Source organism: Paenibacillus sp. P4_A7, from assembly GCF_056402455.1.
This window is the reverse complement of sequence record NZ_JBFUHJ010000042.1, coordinates 13,695-29,225: the sequence shown is the minus strand read 5'-3', so window position 1 is coordinate 29,225 and position 15,531 is coordinate 13,695. Positions and strand designations below refer to the sequence as shown.

Here is a 15,531-nt window from a genome sequence, read left to right as displayed (position 1 = left end):
GCTCCGACGTTTATTAGTTCAATACTCTTATAAAATTTATGCTCGCGATATTGCTCTTCGTCATGATAGGGAAATAATACATAAGCTCCGAACATACTGCGCTCTAGTTCTCTCCCGCTTCCTTCCGAGTATACAATGGCGTCACGATAACGATGCATGGTATTAATGTCTGACTCCTCTGGTCCCGGCAGCTTATAGTCTCTTCGGTATGGAGTACCCTCATACGCTGGATTCAGTCGATACTTCGCGTCGAAAATATACTTATATTCCGCATCCGAATCATTTTTCTTAAGCGTAAGTACATTGTCAGGCCTTTGTGAAATAGTGGGCGTTTGCTCACCAGACGGTAGAGTGTTGTAATAGAGCGTAAATCGTTCACCGTTTACTGGATTGCGATATACCATTTTTGCCTTCTGTGTTTTATCCAGCGTAACGAAAATGCCGGTGCGGTTCACTTTAATAATGTCTTGCTTCAGCAGCTCATACTTTTGACTAAGCAGGTCGTGAATTTTGAGAAAGCACCAGTACTCATAGAGCTGTGCCAAATCCTTCATAGATAATCGAAAAAGATCACTCTGGATAGATAAGCCCTTCATTAGCATCAGGTAGTTGCGATAAACCTCTCTATAGCCCGGTGCCATCTGAAGCACCAGCGATACGGAAAGCTGGCGCATATCCGGAACGTTTAAAAAATCCAGCCGCAAAAGTCTTTGAAGCTGTGCTTGCATATCATTAAGCTTACGCGCTAGCATCGGGTCTTGAAGACGGCCTTTTTCAATTAGTCTAGCCTTTAATTCCTTAAGCTTCTTAGCAATTCGTCGCAACACCCAGCCAATAAAACGATTCTCATTCGTGTCATAATCTACCTGCCGCTTCGTCTCAATGGCATGGCTTGGATAATAAAGTTGATCGTTTACAGGGATGAAACCAAGCTTTTTATCCTGTACGAGTAAATGAGGACGTTTCGTAAGAAATGAAATATTCTCCCTACCTGTCTTCTTGACACGAGCAGACTCTACAACACGATTGACCACTTGATGCTTAGAATGAGGTGCGCTGTTGATTCTCTCCACCGCCTGCACCAGTTGAACAAAAACATGCTGAAGAATGGTGAAGAACTCCGTTAAGCTCTGATGACGGGTTTCCTTTAGTCCAGTCAAGTTATATGTCTTACGTAGAAAATCAAAGGATAAATTATAGATCTGTTGATTCACATCATTTAATATCATTTGATAATCGTTTTTGTAGTCCATTTTCACAGGAAATATCTCAAGTTGAAGCTGTAAAATGGTCTGCCCATTCAACCTCAGCTCAACGTCCGTAAGCCCAACCTCATTCTGAAAATTCAGCATGCCAGACAATATCATACTACCGAGCGGCTTAACAGCTTGCCTTAAATAAACATTCTCATGGTAAAAGGTGAGCGGAATGTCCTGCTTTTTCTCTATTACGATTTCATAAGCTTGTGTCTCATAAAAAAGTGGATAGCTCGGTATTCCTGTCTGCCATTCCGATAACTGCCTCGTTTCTGGTTGAAACAAAGAAATCCTTTCTATAGTGAGCGCTGTCGATGGTGCAGATACTTGTAATTGAGCTTGCATAAGCTCATTATCATTTGTTCGGTGTAGCTGTAAGGTGTCCACAGTAGGATGAAATGGCTTTCCCTGTATGTATAAATTAAATAGGTTAGTCTCTATTCTGAGCAACTCGACACTATGATTAAGAGAGCCAGTAGGAGGTGAAGCCATCTTCCTCTAACCTCCGCAGCATGAAAGCAATTTTCCGAGCACTAAGCTGGTATTTTACCGTCTGATCCTGCTCACTCGCACTCCACCTCATATATAAATCAGATGCATCATCCATCAAATCATTGATTGATATGGATTTACCCAAAGCTTCTTGCATAAGCTGAAGCAGCACTCGCTTAACGGAAGAACTGCTTCCTTGGATGCGGGGCAATATTTTCTGCAATAGCTGTAGATCAAATGCATCGTCCTCGCCGAGCAGTCCAAAACGTTCGTTATATATCATATAAAAACAAACTGCATCCCTTATACGGAAGCCTACATGGGAATGAATCTGCTCCATTATGCTGTTTATTTTGACCAGCTTCGCTGTTACTTTCTTAATAAGATCCTCGTAATCCCCATATGCATCGATAAGCTGCAAGTACTCACTTCTTAAAAAAGTATTTGTAGTCTGTGCAGCAGAGAGCTCCGTTGTTGCTCCAACATGGTCAGGGAACTGCTCTAAATTAATATAATTGAATTCAATAGTATTAGCGCGATCAAGCACCTTTTTGCTAAATGGGTGAGTAGTCTCGTCCATATTTACAGTGCCGAATAAATAAACATTGTCCGGTAGTGAAAGGTTTCCATAGATCGTGCGATCCTCGACTGCCAAATTATCATTATGAATGAGCGGTACTGTAGTGATACGTCCGTTCTGCCACTCCTGCGTTTCAATAATACTAAGTAGGTCACTGAAATAATGCTCCACCCTAGCAAGGTTCATTTCATCTAAACAGATAAAATACGGCTTTTGTCGATTGCTTGTTTTAGATGCCTCGACCAAAACCTCAGCTAATCTCCCCGGACGAAAAGCACCAGTCAAATCCTTGTACCCTAAAAGATCGGATGGATCACTCCAATCGGGACGTACTGGGATTAAAGTAAATTGATGATTATGGCTTAGCGCACCAAGCGCTTCAGCAAACAGTTTAACTAGCTTTGTCTTCCCTGTTCCAGAGACACCCGCTAGGATAACAAAAGGCTTTGTTTTGAGAGATAAATATATGTTTTCAATCAAGTCACTCGGATAGTGAAAGCCTTTGTTTTGTATGTAAGTTTTGATATAGTTTACCTGCTCCGATACCGTTAACGTATTCAAAGGCTCAACCTCCTCATCTACTTGGAAAACATACTGATCTTCGGACTTCCTTACATAGTGGAGCTCTTCTAGCCAATTAAGCATAAATCGAGATCTGTTCTCTTGCGTGACAATTCCCCAATCTTCATCTCGACCCATCGCTGAAATAAATTCTGTGTTAAATTGTTCGAGCGAAAATGCTTCTAGCTCTTGGGCCAATGAGACTGCCATGTTAATTACTTGAGCGAGGTTGGTTGAAGCTTCACTTCTTTCAATAGATAAGTATTGTTTTAAAATCTGAACCTGCTCTACACTTAATCGCCATATATTTTGATCAAAGGCTTGAGAATAAGTAATTCCTTGAGAAGTTAAAGAAAATAGACCATCCTCGATGGTAAGCTGCCCGAGCTCTTGCAACGCTCTTCCCACATGGCGAATTCGTTCCTTCGGGTTTTTAACATCATCGCCAGATTTAAGTACGATTGACTGATTAGAGATCAACTCTTCGATGGGGATAGATCGTGCGTCGTTATTGGCTAAGTAAGATATAATGCCCTGACCTAGGTAAAGATGAGCCATTGTGTATTTAAAAATAGGAAGTTTAGGCTGCTGATGCTGTTCTGAAACAAGATCTGCATATAGCTTATAATTTTCCATCATATTTTTTAGGTCACCAAGCAATTGATCATCATCAGGTATCCGGCCTCGGTCATAACGAACATAGGCTACTGTGGAAACCTGATAGTCCCTGCCTAATCCGCTAGAAGTTAACTGAATATCAGCATTCTTCTGCAAATTATGAAGTGGCAGGAGCTCTCGTATCTCCTGAACCTTTTGCTCCAAATAAAGATAACCCTCTCTTCTTCCTCTTTCTCTTAGAGGAACTGTAACACCTTGGGCTAGCGTTAAATAAACCGTACTCATATCTTCCGCAAACAAAAATACGACATATTCACCCTGCTGAGTGGTTGAGGATATACGCTTATCTAGAATAGCTATCCAAGGATTATTCGCCCAGTTTCCTTGTCCAATTGAGCCCTGAACTTTGTAGTCACCCTCCATGAAAAGTAATGCTTTGAGATATTCAGGTAAAGACTGTCTAAACAGCTTTCCTAGTGAATGGTTTGCAAAGGTCTGCGATTTCGCCTCTACGTAATTATTCAGTATGTGAGACAAGGACTCTTGTAGGGAAAAACTCGATGCTGAACTTAATTGTTGATTATAATTAGTTAATTCAGTGCTAGCAAATTCGCTTAATTCCTTTAGATTATCTTCATTTAATGCGGACCATATATCTTGCTTGAACGTTATGGTTTCATTAGTAGCTTCGAGAATAGAGGATAACGCGTCGATGGGTGTTTTGAGTAATGTCTTGGTTTGCGATAATGTAAAGTCACCCCAGTTATTCGCAATACCGCTCGGAGGAGAATCTACTAATGCACCATTACTTTCACTACTCTGGTAAAATGACAAAAACCGCTCAGCTACTTGGTTGAGCGGTAATATTTGTGTAAGAGTATCTTTATACTCATTAAGAATCGAGAGAATTAAAACCATTTTATAAGATTTTTGTCTGCTACGAAATATGGAAGCAAGCTCTGCTGGAAGTGTCATATCGTTTCGCTCCAAACTGTTATTTAACTTTATTTCTATATTGATCTCGTTTGCCTACATTTGGGGAAGGTTGTGCAGCCTATAAACGGCTTTCCATCTTTACTCACTCGTTTGATCATTGGTGCTCCACAAGAGCATGTAATATCTGTTGACGCAGCTACTTGCTTTTGGGCTATTTTTATTTGTGAAGGCGCGGATATCCTGGCTTGCTTTGATTTCTTATTTTCTGGTTTCCATTTTCCCCATACGTTTAATTTCTGTTCAACTATTCCGCCATGCCAATAATCAACTTTAAACTGCTCTGCTTCTTTTTTAGCTGGCCCGGTTAGGTCCGATGTTGTAATAAGAAGAGTTAGAATACAATCATGGTTTCGCTTCGCTCCGACCAGTTCACGCACGACCTGTACTCCCACCAGGTTATGTTCAGCATAACATTTGGCTTGTACCGCAGTTTTCTCGCCGCTCTTATCAATGATGACAAGATCGACACCACCATCATTACCACCGATACCAACTTCATGCACTATATATCCTTGATCGCGGAAATAGAGGGCAAGTAATCTCTCGAATTCGGTTCCTGACAAATGTTCAAATGGACTATTTAAAATTTCTTCATCCGGCCTGCTTTGCAAAGAGCGTGGTCTTTCGGATTTTTTATTGCTGATTGATTTACGCTTCGTTTCCTTTATTTCACGTTTCTTTTTAGTAGGAATCAGACGGGCAACCACGCCTATTAATACGATAAAAGAAATCAAGACTATACTCATAGTAGTCACGTTCCAAGAAGCAACTAAGTCTTTTACCCTTTCATAATTCTTTACACAAGTAATTAGTATATAGGCAATTCCCGCGAATATAGCTATAATCGCAAGCTTCTCTGATATCCATCGTCTTAAAAAAAGGTTATACAGCACAGCCGAAACAGTAATAAATACCAGGCTGCACATGACTATAAAAATGAATGGAGCTAATAAATTTTGGTTGAGAATTTGAGAGATTTCAGAGTTCAATGGACATGTCCTTTCTTAATAAACGTAAATTATTTATAACTTCAACAATAATAGTTCATAAGACTTATTCCACAATCCACTAATAAACCCCTTTATTCTACAAATATTTCCCAACATTTCTCCCACAGGCTTCCTTCAGATTCCACCTCACGGTGAACTCCCTTGCCTTAAGCTATGGCTATTACTGTCTTCGCCATTCGGTACTTGAACCCTAGAGATAGCGCATATGCTAGGCGCAAAAAAACAAAAAGAAGGCAGATTATGCCTTCTTTCTTCATTCCCTCATATCTCGTAACATCACCTATGATTGCAATTGCATTAGAATCTGTGGATCTTTAATCTTCTTATCCTCAGCCAACATCACGATTTTCGACAGAATTTCCGCTGTCTTCGGATCTTCATCCATGAAGGGCAGGAATATACGACCTCTATGTTGTGAATGTACAGGAATGATATGCATGGCACCTGTAGCTTGTCTGTAGACCATACCGCTTCCTAGATGTACACCATACTCACCAAGTGTACCTTCAATTCGAGCATAATTACCTTCTAAACGAACATTATCAATCTTCATGAGGCGAAGTGACTCTGTGACGATCATGCTTCGCATCTCTATCGTTGTCAGGCTGGCTTCTGGATCCACACCGCCGACATGCGCTACACTCACGACTAAATCTACGTCTCGCATCACCTCTGAGAATAGTATAGGAGGAACCTTATCTAAGGCAACGCTCTTATAGGTGTTCCTATCAAAGAATTGAACCGTCTCAAGAGTGGGCGCTTCGTTCTCCGAAGGAGAGAACCAATCTGCCATCGCATAAAGATTCGCGATCAGATTCTCTGCATAATAAACCTTCTGTAGTCCCTCTTCATAACTAACTGTCCACTGCCGGCCTTTAAGTAAGGAAACCGTTTTACTCGGCTGTACTTGATGTCCGGCATATCTGCGAGATATCGTTCCCTGAGCCTGCTCATCCGCATTTAGAAGATACAACTCACGGAACACCTGCTTAAATGGCTGACGGAGTTGACGATCGAATAAGTCCTTCTGATATTGGCTCCAGTGGCCACTTTTATATAAATGAAGGGGGTGTGCTATAAGGAGCTCTTCTTTATCCCCAATAAGAACTAGTTTACCCGTTGGATCGATAAGCCCCCCTGCAGCTGAATCGAAATATCCCAAAACTTCTCCCGATTTAAACACCAATGTCCGTAAAAGGGGTGTGATAACTGGATTCCCTGATAATCCCTTCAATTCTTGTAAAGTAAATGTATTACCTGACTCCATCGAGCGTTCAAGTTCCTTGCGGGCTCTCCGGTATTGCTCTGTCAGTTCAACCTTCATTTCTTTCAAATCAGAAATATATTCATCTTTTTTGTACTTTGCAGGAACAGATTTCAACTCTTTTCCTTTACGCATAATACCAATCTCTGACTTTCCTTCGTCATCAATAAGAAGCTGTACGGTCGTCTCCTCATCTAGCTTGTGGGGCTGAAAGAAGGATTGCATATCGTCCAGCTTCCGCGCTTCCATATCCCACATCAGCCGAATGACATCTCTATACCCTGCATTTCTTGCCAAATTGCCAAGGGCTATCTGCGAAGTCATGCCCTCACTTGCCCGACGCTGAGCGCCAAACTTCTTACTCTGAGCAAGAAAATGCTGAATGAATTCATACCGTTCACGAATATCTTGTTCGCGATGGTCACGCAATGAAATAAGGCTATAGCAGAGCAAATGATCTTTATTCCGCTTATCTACTACGGACTTTTGTATTTCCATAATATCCAGCTTCCCCAGTGTCGCATCTGCGAACAGCTGTGATCTTCGGTGATTGGCTCCAGCAGAAATATATTTAGCGCAATCATACAATAAGTCGAACCGCTTCTCTCCCAACGTATTATAAGCCTCATTAAACCACCTTATATCAAAGGCACCATCATTAAAGTCTTGCGCTGAAATCGGTGAATAGTGCGCGACCACTGTTTCTTTCTCAGCAGAGAAACCTTCATTAATGTGCGCATGGAAATACMAAGCGGCACTGCGCAGACCCTCCCAATTTAAATACTTAGCTACAATATCTAACCATTGAGGAGCGTACATAGCTGCTTCCAGTAACCTTTTCTCCGTAATATTAAGACCTACAAGCATTTGTCTCAAAAGTGTGTCATCTTCGCCCTCACGTGGATAACTGATCTTAAGCAGATGACTAAGAGATTCCTTCTTCGTAATACTATCCCCATATCCATAGATATAGCCACGGATGAAGGTTTCCTCCTGCAGCCCTGATAATATATGGATGAAATGCTCCATACCCTCGATCCGCTCCAGCCCCATGGCCAGAGGTGTTACCTCAGTAGCTAGATCACCACGTTCGAGCTCCACCTCTAGAATTCTCTCAACAGCGGTCTGACGAATCGTAATTAACTTAGGCTTGTCATCTATCCAATCATATCGTTTAGAAGTAATATTGCGTATATGATTGCGACTGTCTTGACTGCCGACTAATTCCCGATATACTTCCCCTGTTCCGATCATCCCCGCTTCAAAAGCACGTAAATAATCCTTAAGGTCAAGTACCGAATCAACTTTCTCATTCGGGTTCATGCTATTAAATGTATAAAAAGTATGGAACATCCGCTTAAAGCTGTCATCATCATATATTCGACTACGGACCATTAAGAACCATGGATTCGCTAAGAGCTTCAATATCCCCCACTCTTTGGATACTTTCTCTTTAGGCATCACTTGCATCATAGCATTCAAGGCCTTTATCGTTAAATCAAATGTTGAACTTTTATCGCTATCCATGAAGTAAGCAAAAAGAAGGATGCTGATCTGATTACTATACTTAAATCCTTTGAGCGCATCTTTAATCTCTTGAATTTGAGCAACAGGATACAACTGCTCCGCAAACTCTTTACGCCAACCCTCGAGCAGTGTATGCTTCCTAAGTTCAGCGTAATCCATCTCATCAGAGAAATATCGATAATACTGGTTCAGTGTCTGATCAAGAGGGTCCAGTATAGAATAGAAATAGATCTCTAGTAATTCAGAGGCTCCTAAATTACTCCGTTCCAAGTAATCTCTCCACACCTCGTGCAGCGGATATCTCGTAAGCTCTGGTGTATCGTCCTCTTCCTCTTGAAATGGACGAATCCTTCTTAAGTCTGCACCGAGCAGCTGCGTATCCTTATAACCAGAATAATACTCTACCTCATACTCATGATCACGATGATTATGAATTTCTTGCTCCAGCCCAGCGAGAAAACGGATTACATCTCCCGCCGACAACCTAAAGATGTGCCTCCACTCGAACTCTTCTATTACCGGAGTCTCTGTGAGCCAAGGTTCGATTGTGTTAGGATCGAATAGGCCAAAGCCATTCGCTGCTGTATATTCATTCTTTTGACTAAGTCTTCCTATCAATTGCTGTTCCTTTGGTGTGGGACTCTCAATTAAATGAGGCAGCGAACTCAAGCCTTCATACTGCTCCGTTCGTTCATTATCCTCAAAAATTTCGACAATTGTCTCCAGCGCCGCCAGTCGTTGTAATTCACTCTTACCTTGTAATAACCGAGTTAGTGAGATCGTCACATTGGCCTCAGGCTGACGCAATAGCAGCTCAATAGCACTTTGACGCAAGGAACCTGTCTTCAACTTCAACAAACCTTCAACCAACTTCAACTCTTCATCCGACAACGTCAATTTCTTCGCCTTGTCGAGTGCCTTCTCGCGATTACTCATGCTCTTATCTGAAAGGGATGTGAATATAAATTCACGCTGTGCTGAATGATCCGTATCCTGTATGAAATAGGACAACAACTCACCACGTATATCCGCACTTAATCGATCCTTCAAGGCAATGATTGCGGAGATCCAATTACTGTCCATATCATAAGCTGTAAGGTATAGCATCTTACGAATAGGGAGATCTGGCGAGTAATGAACATGCGCAAAATTCAATACTTTGGAAGGTCCGGATAACTCTTTGTGAGTCATGCCAAGGAACATACCCATGAGCTGTTCAAATTCAAGTCGGCGTTCTTCTTTTTCCTCCAAAAGAGGGGTATGTTCAAACGTAATGCCAACTTCCTCATTTCGCCAAGTACGGAAGTAATCATAACTATAGTTGTTTAGAATCCAATACTGTAGTTCAGTGTCCGTAGCATCTAAGTATTGCCTAGCAATCCCATAACGAACATCTTTATTCTCACTATTCGCGAGTACGTACTGTGCAATGATCTTCTGATACAGCGCACCATGTTCCATCAAGTCCTTAATTCCGGTGAATAAATCACGTTCTTCATACACCGCTGTTGCCCATAAACTTAAATAGACATCATTCGCATTGTCACTAGACAACCACGACGCACGAACAGATTCATCATTTAAGACACGATAGGCGCCTTCAATCAGCTGTCCCGCTACACGTTGGTTCGCTGATTCCAGCCCCATACCGGTCCATACGCCAAGTGCTCTCACAACAGAACTATAGCGAATAAATCCATGATCAATGATGACTTTCAGCATGTACATGTTCGCCTCGAGCGTTCCCTCGTCCATTCGTTCCACAATGGATTGTCGAAGCCCCTCCTGCAATCGTGCTGCCGCTAATAGTTCACCCACCATTACGTATAAATCCGATTGGTGACTCATAAATATTCCTTTGATCATCTCATGAGTAAGTAACGCCGTCTGATTATCTCCAAATACAATTTCCTTAAGTGCCGCAATGACCTCTATATTGTTACCATCTAGCTCGAAAGCAATGACGTCACTAATCGTTTGTGCCAACAGATAATTCTGGCGTAACGGATAGTCCGCTAACGTCAAATAATCAATAATTGCGAAACCATAACAATCCATAGATAAAAGAGAACTCATTTTGCTAATTACCCGGCCTATGTGGGCGTGTCGTTCCGATGTACGGAAAGGTCTACGTACGTATCCTGTGCCATAGGGGTATTCAGTCGCATGAGAAGTAATATAATCAAAAACTTCTGCCGTGTACTCATTCGTAAGTATCCTTATAACTTTCACCAGTGGTTGGAATAATATCTCATCATTCCCCGCAGCAAGTGAATGTAATATCTCTTGGCATTTCAAAAAACACTCTTCATCCTGACGTAAATACCCCATTTGCCCCAACTCTATTACTAAATTTGCTAATGGAGCTAGATGAGGATCTATTCCTTCTGCTCTATCTTGCAATAATTCATAATACTGCTTCTCTCGTTCATGCTTCTCCATCATTCATTCTCTCCCTTCACCATAGGCTTCCAGCTAACATTGTGAACCTTATAAAAACAATTTCATCTCCTTCCATAAGCTTAAGTGGTGATTCCAAATGACTATTCTCTTCATCTCGAATAAATACTTTATATAGCCCATCTTCAAAAGCTAATAATGCGGTTTCCACTGCCTTGATAACATCAGGGGTCTGTTCGTTATAGACCGCACCGAATCCTATCTTTCCATTCTCTCCACGCGCCTCGATCTCTGATCCTGTTAAGAATGGAATCAGTTGGGTGCTTTGTTGCTTATCCTTTAACTCCTGCACATTCATAATAATAACTTCCGTAATGAGCTCCCTCAGTGTTTTCGGAACGACCGGAAGTTTTATTTCAATTTTCGTCAGTACATTCTTACGTTTACCCAAGCTTTTAACTGTTACATACAATTTCATAGACGATTCCTCCACCTCGCATTTAAATAATCAGGAGCATCAATCCTATTCTATTAAAAAATAATTACTATTTTAAACCCTGTTTAGTGAATAACTTACCAATTTATCAGGATTTATAGAAGTTCTCATCTATCAATATATTGTTTATTTTACCATATATTTAGATATCACTATTAGTTGTATTCTTGAAAAGTTTTCAACAAAAAAATGCTAGTCAGATCAATAAATTGACCCAACTAACATTTACAAAATAAATTACCCCTGCGCTTCCTTCAGTCTAACGGAGTTGAAATCCGTCCGATAATAGCGAATCATAACTGCCGAGCCTAGAGCTACAAGGAATGAATACAATGCGAACCATGCCCCCATGCTACCCCAGTTGAACACAATAACGAATAGATAGGTCAATGGGATAAACATAAAGATACTAAGTATGAACGATGATCTCATTAAGAATGTCGTATCGCCAATCCCTCTTAGGCCGCCTGCATAGAAATTATAAAAACCATCGAAAATTTGCAAATAGGCCGATATGGTAATCAAATACGCTGCTAGTTCGTAAACCTCAGGATCATTACTATACAGTTTCGCTATCGGTATTGCCCATATCAGCTCAACCGTTCCGAGCACAATTAGGAATATCGTCCCTAAAATGGCTGTATTCGTCCCCGCCATTTTCGCCGCTCCCGGGCGTCTTTGTCCAAGCTCTTGACCAACTAGAATCGTAGCTGTCGAACCAAAAGCAAAAGCAGGCATAAAGCCAAATGACATTACACTTAGTGCGACCTCATTCGCCGCTGCAGCTAGATCTCCTAATGTCAGAACAAACATAGTGAATATGTACATGGAAATGCTCATAGAAAATTCCTGCATACCGAGCTTTCCACTCTCTCGAGAGATGAGCTTTAGCTCTAACCAATCTGGCTTTTGCAATTTTCTCGTCTGATAACGTCGATGCATCGGACCAAAGAATACAATCAAACAGATGATTAGTTGTACAGCTTCACCGATTATTAGAGCATATCCGGCACCTATAATCCCCATATTCGGCAGTCCCCAATGACCGTAGGTTAAACCATAGGTCAGTCCTACCATTAGAACATTTGCGACGATAGAAACAATCATCGACGTCCTTGTATCGCCTACACCGCGGAAAAAGCCATGAAAAGTAAAGCTAATAATTCCGAAAGACATCGCGTAGAAACGCAGCTCCAAATATTCTCCGCCACTTGCAATGAGATTATCAGAGCCTCCTGTAAGCTTTAAGATTGCACCACTCGCCAACCACCCTGCCACAGCGATGAGCAGACCCACTCCAACACTTACGGCAAGTGCTAGATGCGTTCTCTGCATCCCTGTGCGCATCTCCTTAGCTCCGAAATTCTGCGCGACGAGGTAGTTAACAGAATGACCAATCCCTGAAAAGATAGCAAAAACGTTGTACATAATAATGTTGGATACCCCAACGACAGCAATTATAACGAATCCAAGATCACCCACCAGGATCAAATTGATTGTACCCGTTAAGGTTTGTGTAGCAAATGCAAATAAAGATGGGAGCGCTAGTATCAAAATACCGTACCAGCTTTTAAATATTTTCATGGTGTTATACCATCCTAACTTACTAAGATGTTCTAATTTTGTCGGAGTTATCAATTTAAGTCAATAAGCGTTGCCGTGTTATTTTTATGTTTTTTTTGTTTACTTCCTCTCCTATTGTCATGTCAGATAAAAGGGATGGATGTCCTATTGAGGAATATTACATTATTGCAACAACAGATCAGGCCAAACAGAAGAAACCATCCATATATAATGAACAGAATCAAACCCAGCATAATGTTGAAATGGTCAGGAATGCACTAGATACGAGCGAAAAGGCCAGCTTTCTTTTAGGAGAAAATATCGCGTTAAAAACTCAGTTATTCACAACAGTGTTCTAAGTGATGTTGGTCTTAATTTTTCATCGTGTTGCAAAAAGCTTGCTAAAGTTCTTGACGAGAAGAGAGCATCAGGTGACTTTTTCCATGATGGATTTGATATAGAGCAACATACTGGAAAGATTAAATATTATAGTTGCATATTCCTTCCATTAATGAGATCAATGTCCTAAACATCGGAGGTCTTATATTAGGGGGAAATCCCGCTGAGCGTAAACTTTCAGAGGATAGAAGGGCGGCTTTTGAACTAACATTAGCGACAGGAAAAACAATTTCATTAAGAGTCATTGGAAAAATGAGCAGGTCATCTTTCTTTATGTTGTTAAAATGCGCTGCTCATTATATTCAAAGTTTAACTTTGATGTGTAAATTCTGGTATCTGAGTTTTTAGTCAACTCTTCGTTAACCCTTTGTAATCAGCCAGCAAAATGTACCGCATTCCAACCGACGATAGAATAGCCAGAAACCGTTTAATACCAATACAGCATCTAGAGCTTTTCACGCTGACGATTACTGAAAACAAATTCCAACACCTAGTCCTAGCATCATTGCCGAATTGGTTACGAACACTGAAAGTTCCACTTGCAAGGCAATCAAGTAGACGATCCCCATGGCAACGAGTACGGAAGCAATCGTTACGATTAACGGAGTGATCGTCGCCATGATGGATCGGCAAACGATTAAAAGAATAAGGATGATAAGCAGGAAGACAATCCTCTCCGCCTTGACTAGCCCTTCCTGGCTCTGGACGCTGCTCACGTACGATTTAGCGTATCCGACTATGATGTAACCGAAATTCGTGTGGGGATAAGCCATTCGCTTTGCGAAAAACTTTAGCGAAATAATTCGCGTTGTCAAAGCCAAGCTTCGTTGCCACGTCCTGCACGCGAATATCGCTCTCGAGCAGCAGCTTGCGTGCATGCTCCATCTTAATCCTCGTGACGTAGGAAGTCAGTTTCTCCCGCGTATATTGCCTGAAAATCCGCGACAAATATGATGCGTTCACATGCACCTTATCCGCCAGCTGATCCAGAGACAAATTCTCGTACACATGGATAGCGATGTAATGCTTCACCTGCTCCACTACCTGTTCGGTAGGGTTCCTTTGCTGGGATTGAATCTCACTCACTACTTCTTGCAGAACGCCTACGAGAAAATCTTTGAGCCGCGTCAAATTAGGATGCATGGATAGGTTGGACATCTTGTCCATGCTTTCTTGATCGATCACATAAGTTACGCGATGATGCTGGGCGGCATGAACCAGTTGGCTGCTGATCGACAAGAACAATACGGTCAGCTCGTTGCCGGGAATGCTCCCCGCCCGCTCTACCTTCTCCAGAAGCTGATCCAGGCTAGCCGCAAAGGCCGGAACATCCTTCAGGTTAATAGCTTCCATCACCAGACGTATCATTTCAGGAGGCACTCCGTCCCCTTCAACAGTTTGCCCAGTCTGTTGCGTCTGAAGTGACGGAACGAAAATTTGCCCCTGCTCGATTTGCAGTTTCATACCCGAGATGAGCCTGTTACAGGCTTCGGGCCATTCGCTCCAATCCAACCATTCGTTCATTAACGCAAAGGAACAAACCGACTTGAATGCCTTGCCGATAATCTCCTGCACTTCCTGAAGTCTGGTTAGCAACGTCGCGAACACATCGGCTGGTTCGGCCATTTCCTTAGCCTGCATAATGCAAGCAACGATACCTTTGCCCGCAGTGAAACAGATCAGGTGACAGGTACCACCCAAAAGTTCGTTTATCATATTCTGCAGCACGAATTGCAGGAGCACTTCATCCATAAAGGTCAGAGCACTCTCTTCGACGTCTAAGCTCATTGCGAACCCCGTAACGCGTCGATCAGATCGAAACGGGATGCCAAGCTCGCCGAATTCCTTATCCAAAGCCCCATACTGAACCTCTGGCTTGCGATGCAGCAAATGACGAAGAAACTCACCCTGAGCGTAGGGAAGAGATTCGTTTAACYTTTTCTCGATTTGATCGCTCGATTGTATTCGGGTTCTCTCCTGCTTAAGCTGGGCGATCGCCTTTTCCAAGCAGGAAATGACCTCTTCGTCCTCCACGGGCTTCAGCAAATAGTCGAACGCTCCTAGCTTTAAGGCCGTTCTCGCGTATTCGAAGTCCGAATACCCGGATAAGAAGATGACCTTGCAATCATCCGCGATTGATTTGACCTTGTCGAATAGTTCCAATCCATCCATTCGCGGCATTCGGATATCCGTCAGGATAAGATCGAATAATTGCTCCCGATGTAATTCCAAAGCTTCCAGCGCCGAACCTGCGGTTTGGATTTGCTTAACGGGGAGGTCGCTCTCTTCGATCATTTCAGCTAGCCCTTCAACGATAAGCCGTTCGTCGTCGACGATCATAAGTTTGTACATCGATTTTTCTCCCTCAG

At 42.1% G+C, this 15,531-nt stretch carries 8 protein-coding genes; all 8 read right to left on the bottom strand.

What is annotated here, in order from left to right; all coding sequences use genetic code 11:
• On the bottom strand, positions 1 to 1,748 hold a 1,748-nt coding region (locus tag AC1DWN_RS08970), incomplete at its 3' end, for a DUF2357 domain-containing protein (RefSeq protein WP_477558557.1).
• Positions 1,720 to 4,482, bottom strand: a complete 2,763-nt coding sequence (locus tag AC1DWN_RS08965) for an MrcB family domain-containing protein (RefSeq protein ID WP_477558556.1) — start codon at positions 4,480 to 4,482, stop codon at positions 1,720 to 1,722. The genes AC1DWN_RS08970 and AC1DWN_RS08965, both read right to left, overlap by 29 nt.
• A 35-nt stretch (positions 4,483 to 4,517) precedes the next feature.
• A complete protein-coding gene (locus AC1DWN_RS08960; RefSeq protein WP_477558555.1) occupies positions 4,518 to 5,492 on the bottom strand; it encodes a restriction endonuclease in 975 nt (324 codons plus the stop codon).
• A gap of 301 nt (positions 5,493 to 5,793) precedes the next feature.
• Positions 5,794 to 10,746, bottom strand: coding sequence for a DUF5724 domain-containing protein (locus AC1DWN_RS08955; RefSeq protein ID WP_477558559.1), 4,953 nt, complete (start codon positions 10,744 to 10,746; stop codon positions 5,794 to 5,796).
• 16 nt (positions 10,747 to 10,762) lie between these two features.
• The gene (locus AC1DWN_RS08950) at positions 10,763 to 11,182 is read right to left on the bottom strand and encodes a hypothetical protein (RefSeq protein ID WP_477558554.1); all 420 of its coding nucleotides are present in this window, start codon (positions 11,180 to 11,182) and stop codon (positions 10,763 to 10,765) included.
• A gap of 255 nt (positions 11,183 to 11,437) precedes the next feature.
• A complete protein-coding gene (locus AC1DWN_RS08945) occupies positions 11,438 to 12,784 on the bottom strand; it encodes an MATE family efflux transporter (protein ID WP_477558553.1) in 1,347 nt (448 codons plus the stop codon).
• 845 nt (positions 12,785 to 13,629) lie between these two features.
• Positions 13,630 to 13,878 carry an MMPL family transporter gene (locus AC1DWN_RS08940; protein ID WP_477558552.1) on the bottom strand — a complete coding sequence of 83 codons (249 nt, stop codon included), beginning with the start codon at positions 13,876 to 13,878 and terminating at the stop codon, positions 13,630 to 13,632.
• Between the two features lie 7 nt (positions 13,879 to 13,885).
• Positions 13,886 to 15,514 (bottom strand): response regulator transcription factor, encoded by a 1,629-nt coding sequence (locus AC1DWN_RS08935; protein WP_477558551.1) that lies wholly within the window; start codon positions 15,512 to 15,514, stop codon positions 13,886 to 13,888.
• Positions 15,515 to 15,531 lie beyond the last annotated feature (17 nt).

Coding starts and splice junctions, on each gene's coding strand:
- AC1DWN_RS08965 (WP_477558556.1), bottom strand. CDS start 4,482: ATGACACTTCCAGCAGAGCTTGCTTCCATATTTCGTAGCAGACAAAAA.
- AC1DWN_RS08950 (WP_477558554.1), bottom strand. CDS start 11,182: ATGAAATTGTATGTAACAGTTAAAAGCTTGGGTAAACGTAAGAATGTA.
- AC1DWN_RS08945 (WP_477558553.1), bottom strand. CDS start 12,784: ATGAAAATATTTAAAAGCTGGTACGGTATTTTGATACTAGCGCTCCCA.